General features: G+C 39.1%; 6 protein-coding genes. 3 read left to right on the forward strand and 3 right to left on the reverse strand.

What is annotated here, in order from left to right; all coding sequences use genetic code 11:
* Positions 1-152 precede the first annotated feature (152 nt).
* Positions 153-1,520, reverse strand: coding sequence for an alanine/glycine:cation symporter family protein (locus tag H9655_RS19825; protein WP_191816967.1), 1,368 nt, complete (start codon positions 1,518-1,520; stop codon positions 153-155).
* A gap of 639 nt (positions 1,521-2,159) precedes the next feature.
* Positions 2,160-2,432, reverse strand: coding sequence for a GNAT family N-acetyltransferase (locus H9655_RS19830; protein ID WP_191816968.1), 273 nt, complete (start codon positions 2,430-2,432; stop codon positions 2,160-2,162).
* Between the two features lie 560 nt (positions 2,433-2,992).
* On the opposite strand from H9655_RS19830, the gene H9655_RS19835 reads away from it, so the two are divergent.
* From H9655_RS19835 to H9655_RS19845, 3 genes are read left to right on the forward strand one after another with little or no spacing between them, the layout of a single operon-like run.
* Positions 2,993-3,718 (forward strand): GntR family transcriptional regulator, encoded by a 726-nt coding sequence (locus H9655_RS19835; RefSeq protein WP_191816969.1) that lies wholly within the window; start codon positions 2,993-2,995, stop codon positions 3,716-3,718.
* Complete coding sequence (gene gntK, locus H9655_RS19840; protein WP_191816970.1) at positions 3,715-5,262, forward strand: gluconokinase; 1,548 nt, start codon at positions 3,715-3,717, stop codon at positions 5,260-5,262. The genes H9655_RS19835 and gntK overlap by 4 nt, the downstream gene beginning before the upstream one ends.
* 15 nt (positions 5,263-5,277) lie before the next feature.
* Positions 5,278-6,624, forward strand: coding sequence for a GntP family permease (locus H9655_RS19845; protein ID WP_191816971.1), 1,347 nt, complete (start codon positions 5,278-5,280; stop codon positions 6,622-6,624).
* A gap of 160 nt (positions 6,625-6,784) precedes the next feature.
* Here H9655_RS19845 and H9655_RS19850 read toward each other — a convergent pair whose 3' ends face one another.
* On the reverse strand, positions 6,785-7,333 hold the full coding sequence (locus H9655_RS19850) for a hypothetical protein (protein WP_225230772.1): 549 nt from the start codon (positions 7,331-7,333) through the stop codon (positions 6,785-6,787).
* Between the last annotated feature and the right edge of the window lie 30 nt (positions 7,334-7,363).

Consider the following 7,363-nt stretch of genomic DNA (forward strand, 5'->3'; position numbering starts at 1 on the left):
CTCTAGTGTTCCAGCCAAAAAAAGCTCGCCATCTGGTGAGCTTTTCTCATCTATATTGCCTTAAAATTAAAAAATGCAACGCTAAACGATAGCCGTTGCATTTTTATTTTTGTGAAAATCAAATAGACTGCTACTTTAATGAGCACATTCACCTAACCTACCACTGATTGATTCTTCGCTTCTTGCTTCTCCTTTTGCCTGATCGCTTTAAATTTTTTCGTCTCAGATACAATCACTGGAGACAAGAATAAGAGTGCTATTAAGTTAGGCAGAGCCATCAACGCATTGAATATATCTGCAATTCCCCAAACTAACTCTAATTCAAGACCTGCTCCTACCATAACAACAGCAACGAAAACAATTTTATAAATCCATGTGTTTTTATCACCGAATAAATAACCAAAACACTTCTCTCCATAATAAGACCAACCAATAATTGTTGAATAAGCAAATAGTATAATACCGAAAATAACAATATAATTACCTACATGTGGAAGGAAGAATTCAAATGCTTCTCCAGTTAGAGAAGAGGCATCGCCATGTCCAACATATATGCCGCTCATTACAATCGCAAGACCTGTTACAGTACATACAATCAATGTATCAATAAATGTGCCCGTCATTGATACGAGTGCTTGTCTTCCTGGATAATCCGTTTTCGCAGCCGCTGCTGCAATCGGTGCAGATCCTAAACCAGCCTCATTGGAAAATACCCCACGAGCAACACCGTATCGAATAGCCATCCCAATTGCACCACCGGCTGCAGCAGAAGGGTTAAACGCTTCTTTAAATATAAGGGCAAAAGCTGCAGGAACCTCTGTTATATTTAAAATAATTATAAGCAGTCCACCAGCTAAATAGAACAAGGCCATGAATGGAACGAAAATTCCGGTAATTCTCCCGATACCTTTAATTCCACCTAATAAAACAAGACCTGTTAACACCATTAGAACAAAGCCTGTTAGCCAAGGATTAATATTAAAATTTGCTTGAAGTGAACCCGCTACTGTATTTGCCTGCGTCATATTACCAATGCCAAAGGAAGCTAAAAAACCAAACAAGGCGAATAAAACAGCTAACCACTTCCACCCAAGCCCTTTTTCAATATAATACATTGGTCCACCTGATATTTCTCCTTTGTGGTTCGTCACACGATATTTAACAGCCAATATCGCCTCTCCATACTTGGTGGCCATTCCAAAAAAGGCTGCTACCCACATCCAAAATAGAGCACCGACACCCCCCATTAAAATAGCCGTTGCTACACCCGTCATATTCCCAATTCCAAGGGTAGCTGCCATTGCAGTCATTAGCGATTGGAAGTGAGAAATATCTCCATTATCTTTCTTGCTATTCTCACTTTTACTAAAAGCAAGCTTCAATGCATAAGGTAAGTCTCGAACTTGTAAAAGCCCTAACCTAATAGTAAGAAAAATACCTGTCCCAACAATTAGAATAAGGGTGATTGGGCCCCATACAAAGTTCCCTATCATTTTAACTATTTCATGAAACAACTCCATCCATTCTCCTCCTTTTTTTATCTTTTGATGTAAATAATTCAACATTAAATGAATGATAGTATGATCAAAGTGCTTGAAGGATCTGTTAAAACGTTACTACATTACTCAACTAAATGAATTCTAAATTTTTATTCTAATATGAATATTATATCTAATATTCATCCTTTTCGACAGACTTTTATGATATTTTTCTATCTTAGTCAATATTCGAGTAGATTTTCAAAATTAGTAACTGAGGTGACAAAATGCAAATGTAATGAAGAAAAGAAACTATATTAAAATCCGATTCTTTACCTTTATAACGGAGAAATTATTGCGTATGGAATCAAGGAGTGGAACCTATAAAAGAGACTATAGACCCATTCCGATCAAGGCTGGTAGTATCAGCACAACAAGCGGGCAAAACGCCAAAGAGTATGTCTCGTAAAGTGACCCGCGCAGACAACACTTTGCAAGCAATGTATTATGGTGAAGGAACTAGTAAGCTATGGAGATTTAAAAAGGCGAATGGTAAAATATATCTACGAACGTTCAAAAGAAAAATTGGCTGGAATGAGCCCTGTTGAATACCAAACTCACTCCAGCCAATCAGCTCCATAATAAAAAAGTAGGCAATCACCGTCACCTACTTTTTTTGTTTTAAGCTTGCACTTCCCGATATTCTGCCTTCTTCTTAAATAAGGCAGCGACAAAGGGACAAGCTGGGATAATTTTTTTATTTTGACTTTTCACCTCTTGCACAACCGAATCCACTAGTTGTTCAGCAAGACCTGTCCCTCGTGCTTCTTCCCCTACATATGTATGTTCAATAACAATGGTGTGATCGTCTCTTTCTGCAAAAGTAACTTCTCCTTGTTCCTTCCCACTATCATCAATACCATAATGACGATTACTTGCTTTTTTAATTTCCATGTCTCACACCTCCTTCATTCATTTTCTTTTTTCAAACACGACCGTACATACATTTGAGCACTATACATTTTTAATTATAGTATGTCCAAACCCATAATGGGATATGTGGTTGTTTTTTCTTCACCCGAATAAACGCTATTGGGTTCGTTGTATGGATATGGCCTACATGGGCACATCTAGGGTTCGTTTTCTAGAGCCGTTATTGCAGTTGACGAAGGGGCTTTTGATGCATTAATTCTTGAACCTGCGAAGCATAAGTGGTTTGAGGCTTACGACAATCTAAAGCATGTATCCATTGACTATCTCATAACTTTGAATGGGTATCATTTCACCCTTCTCTTCATTGATATGTGACATAGTGACGAATGATTTATTTTAAATAGTGAATAATAATTTAAACCCTTATATTTACTAAAAATACCTTTCTAAGAGGATTCACCCGCCTCCTTTTCTCCATTTCCTCCTTAGCGAAAAAAAACAATTCTTACTAACGCCTTGAATAATCGAGAATTCGAGATATAATACTTGTATACAAGTATACTAAATGAGAAGGTGTCATGATGAACGAACCAATGGAATTTCTCTACCCTTCCAAATGGCTCACGAAAGCTTCGACAGGTGAGCGCGTTGTAAGTGAATTAAGGATGCAAATTCTCTCAGGACGTATTGAAAGCGGTACCATTCTTTCAGAAAATAAATTAGCTGCAGAATTTTCAGTAAGTCGATCACCAATAAGAGAAGCATTAAAGATTCTTTCTGCTGAAAATATTATTCGTCAAGAACGAATGGGTGCAGTCGTCATTGGTTTATCCGAGAAAGAAATAGAAGAAATATATGATGTGCGCATTCTTATTGAAACGTTTATCTATCAACGGCTTGTACGTTCAGATATTACTGACCTTGTAAAGGAACTCAATAAGATTTTAGAAATGATGAAAGTCTCTATTAAATATAATGATGCAGATGAATTCTCACTTCAGGATTTACAATTTCATGAAACAATTATTAGAGCCGCTAATCACTCTTATATATTAATGATCTGGAATAATTTAAAACCGGTCATGGAGGGGATGATTCTTTTGTCCATGCGCAAGCGTTTTAAAGAAAACCATCAGGATTTCGAGCGAATTTTCACAAACCACGCACTCTATATTGAAGCAATTGAGAAAAAAGATAAAACATTAATGATTCAATCTCTCCATCAAAATTTTGATGATGTGCAAGGACGAGTTGAAGATATGTGGAAATCCCAAGAGATACTTGCAGAAGGGGGCGGAACAAAATGACCACCTATATGTTAGGTGTAGATATTGGAACAACCAGCACAAAGGCTGTTCTTTTTACAAAAGACGGGAAAGTCATTCAAAAAGAAAATATCGGCTACCCATTGCATACACCGGATATGTCTACAGCTGAGCAAGACCCTGAAGAAATTTATCAAGCGGTCAAGCAGGCGATAACGAACATTATGAAAAAAAATAGCGAAATGATGCCAGCATTTATTTCCTTTAGTAGTGCCATGCATAGCTTAATTGCTATCGATGAAAATGATCAACCATTGACCCCATGTATTACATGGGCCGATAATCGTAGTGAATCATGGGCACATAAAATTAAAGATGAATGGGGTGGCCATGAGATTTATAAGCGAACAGGGACCCCTATTCATCCAATGTCCCCATTAAGTAAAATAACATGGATCACAAACGAACGCCCAGAAATAGCCAATAGAGCGAAAAAATACATTGGTATAAAAGAGTATATTTTCAAGAAGTTTTTTAACCAATATGTTGTTGATTATTCTATCGCATCAGCAATGGGGATGATGAATCTTACTGAATTAACATGGGACAAAGAAGCTTTAAAGATAGCGGGCATTCGCGAGGACCAGCTATCCACCCTGGTTCCCACAACTCAGATATTCACACAATGTGACAGTGAGCTTGCCTTACAAATGGGACTTGATCCCCATACCCCTTTTGTTATCGGTGCAAGTGATGGTGTTCTCTCTAACCTTGGTGTCAATGCAATTGGTAAAGGGGAAATTGCCGTCACCATCGGAACTAGTGGAGCGATTCGTACGATTATTGATCGTCCGCAAACAGACGAAAAAGGGCGGATTTTCTGTTATGCCCTAACGGAAGATCATTGGGTCATTGGTGGCCCTGTTAATAATGGAGGGATTGTCCTCCGTTGGATTCGTGACGAGTTTGCCTCATCTGAGGTAGAGACTGCCAAACGTTTAGGACTCGATCCATATGAAGTGTTAACGAAAATTGCTGAACGTGTGAGACCGGGCGCAAACGGGCTTATTTTCCACCCTTTCCTTGCAGGTGAAAGAGCACCTGTATGGAATCCAGATGTTCGGGGATCATTCTTTGGTTTAACCCTTTCACATAAAAAAGAACATATGATTCGCGCTGCATTAGAAGGTGTCATTTTTAACTTATACACTGTTTTTCTCGCTCTTATGGAGTGTATGGACGAACCTGTTACGCGTATTCAAGCGACAGGCGGATTTGCCCGCTCTGCCGTTTGGCGCCAAATGATGGCGGATATTTTTGACTCTGAAGTGGTCGTACCTGAAAGCTATGAAAGTTCCTGCTTAGGTGCATGTATCCTTGGGTTATACGCTACTGGTGAAATTGATAGTTTTGCAGTGGCTTCTGACATGATTGGTAGTACACATAAACATACACCAGATGAAGATGCAGCCAATGAGTATCGTCAACTAATGCCTAGCTTTATCAACCTGACAAGAGTATTAACAGAGGAATATACAAAAATCGCCAACTATCAAAGAGGCTTGATAGGGAAAGATAGCGAATAAAAAGGAGAGAGAACTATGCCATTATTTATTGTTGCCTTAGGTATCATCGCCCTATTGCTCCTCATCATGGGACTTAAACTCAACACATTTGTCTCACTGATTATCGTTTCATTTGGTGTTGCCTTAGCTCTTGGCATGCCAACATCCGAAATTGTTGGCACAATTGAAAGCGGTCTTGGCGGAACACTTGGACATATCGCTTTAATCTTTGGTCTAGGTGCGATGCTTGGAAAATTAATCGCTGACGCTGGTGGCGCACAAAGAATTGCAATGACCCTTGTCAATAAGTTTGGAGAGAAAAATATCCAATGGGCAGTTGTCCTATCATCCTTTATCATTGGGATTGCCCTATTCTTTGAAGTAGGTCTTGTATTACTTATTCCTATCGTATTTGCGATTTCAAGAGAATTAAAAGTATCGATTCTCTATCTGGGTATCCCGATGGCAGCAGCATTATCAGTTACACATGGATTCCTACCACCTCACCCTGGACCAACTGTTATTGCTGGGGAGTACGGTGCAAATATCGGTGAAGTTCTATTATATGGGATGATTATTGCCATCCCAACAGTGATTATTGCTGGTCCAGTTTTCACTAAAATTGCGAAGAAAATCGTACCAAACTCATTCACAAAGAGCGGAAATATTGCTTCGTTAGGTGAGCAAAAACAATTTAAACTTGAGGAAACACCAGGATTTGGTATCAGTGTATTTACAGCGATGTTACCAGTCATCCTTATGTCGATTGCAACAGTTATTACATTGCTTCAAGAAACAATGGGCTTTAGCGATAACCTATTCATTGTTGTGATTAAGTTCATTGGTGATGCGTCAATCGCGATTTTGATTTCCCTTCTTGTTGCTATTTACACAATGGGCATTGGCCGCAATATTCCTATCAAACAAGTAATGGATTCTTGCACAACAGCCATCACACAAATTGGAATGATGCTACTGATCATAGGTGGTGGTGGTGCTTTTAAGCAAGTATTGATTGACGGTGGGGTTGGTGATTACGTAGCCCAATTATTCGAAGGCACGACCCTTTCACCTATTTTGTTAGCCTGGACCATCGCAGCTATCCTGAGAATTTCCTTAGGTTCTGCGACAGTTGCAGCACTAACAACAGCAGGACTTGTAATCCCATTACTCGGCCAAACAGATGTCAACCTTGCGCTCGTTGTACTCGCAACAGGTGCAGGTAGCTTAATCGCATCACACGTCAATGACGCAGGTTTCTGGATGTTTAAAGAGTATTTTGGTTTATCAATGAAAGAAACATTTGCTACATGGACATTATTAGAAACAATCATTGCTATTTCTGGCTTAGTATTTACTTTATTATTGAGCTTGATTGTATAAGTTAGTTTCGGGGTTGAGTGGGTTTTGATAACTCACTCGACTTTTTTGTTGTATGGGGGGACTTGGGGTTAAGGGGGATGGATTGTTGGGGTGTGGTTGGTTTTGGGTGGATGGGTGGATTGATTGGGCGGAGTGGATAAGGCGGAGTGGATCCATTATCCTATTTTATGTATTTGAAGCTGTCGGAGATTTCCCCTTGGAAGCGATGAATCCCTACCTGGAGTAGATTAGGACTGACACACTTTAATTGGCAATTCCCCTTTACTCGAGTTTTCGCATCATTTATGTGGCTTATATCCTTTGTAGATTCTCTATTTGCTTTGTTTCTCCTTTTTACGTTGCTTATATCCATTGCGGATTCTCTATTTGCCCCGTTTCTCCTTTTTACGTTGCTTATACCCATTGCGGATTCTCTATTTGCTTTGTTTCTCCCTTTTACGTTGCTTATACCCCTTGCGGATTCCCCATTTGCTTTGTTTCTCCTTTTTACGTTGCTTATATCCATTGCTGGTTCCCTATTTGCTTTATTTCTTTCTTTTGCATAGCTTATATCCTTTGTAGATTCCCTATTTGCTTTGTTTCTCCTTTTTACGTTGCTTATTTCCATTGCTGATTCTCTATTTGTCCCGTTTCTCCTTTTTACGTTGCTTATATCCATTGCTGATTCCCTATTTGCTTTGTTTCTCCTTTTTACGTTGCTTATTTCCATTGCTGATTCTCTATTTGTCCCGTTTCTCCT

Source organism: Cytobacillus stercorigallinarum, from assembly GCF_014836495.1.
Taxonomy (GTDB): Bacteria; Bacillota; Bacilli; order Bacillales; family Cytobacillaceae; genus Cytobacillus; species Cytobacillus stercorigallinarum.